Annotated in this window: 1 rRNA gene; it reads left to right on the forward strand. The window is 52.0% G+C overall.

Features of this window, described 5'->3' with window-relative positions:
* The first annotated feature begins 188 nt into the window (after window positions 1-188).
* Window positions 189-1,730, forward strand: a 16S ribosomal RNA gene (locus tag F0Q32_RS25565).
* Window positions 1,731-1,864 lie beyond the last annotated feature (134 nt).

A 1,864-nucleotide genomic window follows, 5' to 3' on the forward strand; every position in this document is an offset into this window, starting at 1 on the left:
CGTATTATACGGGACCTCGCAACGGTGAGCGTAAAGCCGCGTTGCAACTGCTCTTTAACAATTTATCAGACAATCTGTGTGGGCACTCAATGATACGGATTCTTAACGTCGCAAGACGATAAATGAATACCAAGTCTCTGAGTGAACACGTAATTCATTACGAAGTTTAATTCACGAGCATCAAACTTAAATTGAAGAGTTTGATCATGGCTCAGATTGAACGCTGGCGGCAGGCCTAACACATGCAAGTCGAACGGTAACAGGAATCAGCTTGCTGATTCGCTGACGAGTGGCGGACGGGTGAGTAATGTCTGGGAAACTGCCTGATGGAGGGGGATAACTACTGGAAACGGTAGCTAATACCGCATAACGTCGCAAGACCAAAGAGGGGGACCTTCGGGCCTCTTGCCATCGGATGTGCCCAGATGGGATTAGCTAGTAGGTGGGGTAATGGCTCACCTAGGCGACGATCCCTAGCTGGTCTGAGAGGATGACCAGCCACACTGGAACTGAGACACGGTCCAGACTCCTACGGGAGGCAGCAGTGGGGAATATTGCACAATGGGCGCAAGCCTGATGCAGCCATGCCGCGTGTATGAAGAAGGCCTTCGGGTTGTAAAGTACTTTCAGCGAGGAGGAAGGTGTTGTGGTTAATAACCACAGCAATTGACGTTACTCGCAGAAGAAGCACCGGCTAACTCCGTGCCAGCAGCCGCGGTAATACGGAGGGTGCAAGCGTTAATCGGAATTACTGGGCGTAAAGCGCACGCAGGCGGTTTGTTAAGTCAGATGTGAAATCCCCGGGCTCAACCTGGGAACTGCATTTGAAACTGGCAAGCTTGAGTCTCGTAGAGGGGGGTAGAATTCCAGGTGTAGCGGTGAAATGCGTAGAGATCTGGAGGAATACCGGTGGCGAAGGCGGCCCCCTGGACGAAGACTGACGCTCAGGTGCGAAAGCGTGGGGAGCAAACAGGATTAGATACCCTGGTAGTCCACGCTGTAAACGATGTCGACTTGGAGGTTGTGCCCTTGAGGCGTGGCTTCCGGAGCTAACGCGTTAAGTCGACCGCCTGGGGAGTACGGCCGCAAGGTTAAAACTCAAATGAATTGACGGGGGCCCGCACAAGCGGTGGAGCATGTGGTTTAATTCGATGCAACGCGAAGAACCTTACCTACTCTTGACATCCACGGAACTTTTCAGAGATGAATTGGTGCCTTCGGGAACCGTGAGACAGGTGCTGCATGGCTGTCGTCAGCTCGTGTTGTGAAATGTTGGGTTAAGTCCCGCAACGAGCGCAACCCTTATCCTTTGTTGCCAGCGGTTAGGCCGGGAACTCAAAGGAGACTGCCAGTGATAAACTGGAGGAAGGTGGGGATGACGTCAAGTCATCATGGCCCTTACGAGTAGGGCTACACACGTGCTACAATGGCATATACAAAGAGAAGCGACCTCGCGAGAGCAAGCGGACCTCATAAAGTATGTCGTAGTCCGGATTGGAGTCTGCAACTCGACTCCATGAAGTCGGAATCGCTAGTAATCGTAGATCAGAATGCTACGGTGAATACGTTCCCGGGCCTTGTACACACCGCCCGTCACACCATGGGAGTGGGTTGCAAAAGAAGTAGGTAGCTTAACCTTCGGGAGGGCGCTTACCACTTTGTGATTCATGACTGGGGTGAAGTCGTAACAAGGTAACCGTAGGGGAACCTGCGGTTGGATCACCTCCTTACCTTAAAGAACCGTTCCTTGAAGTGTCCACACAGATTGTCTGATGAAAAGTAGCAGTAAAAAATCTCTGCAGGCTTGTAGCTCAGGTGGTTAGAGCGCACCCCTGATAAGGGTGAGGTCGGTGGTTCAAGTCCA

The sequence above is a fragment of the Pseudocitrobacter sp. 73 genome, from assembly GCF_008369545.1.
In the GTDB taxonomy this organism is placed as follows: Bacteria; Pseudomonadota; Gammaproteobacteria; order Enterobacterales; family Enterobacteriaceae; genus Pseudocitrobacter; species Pseudocitrobacter vendiensis.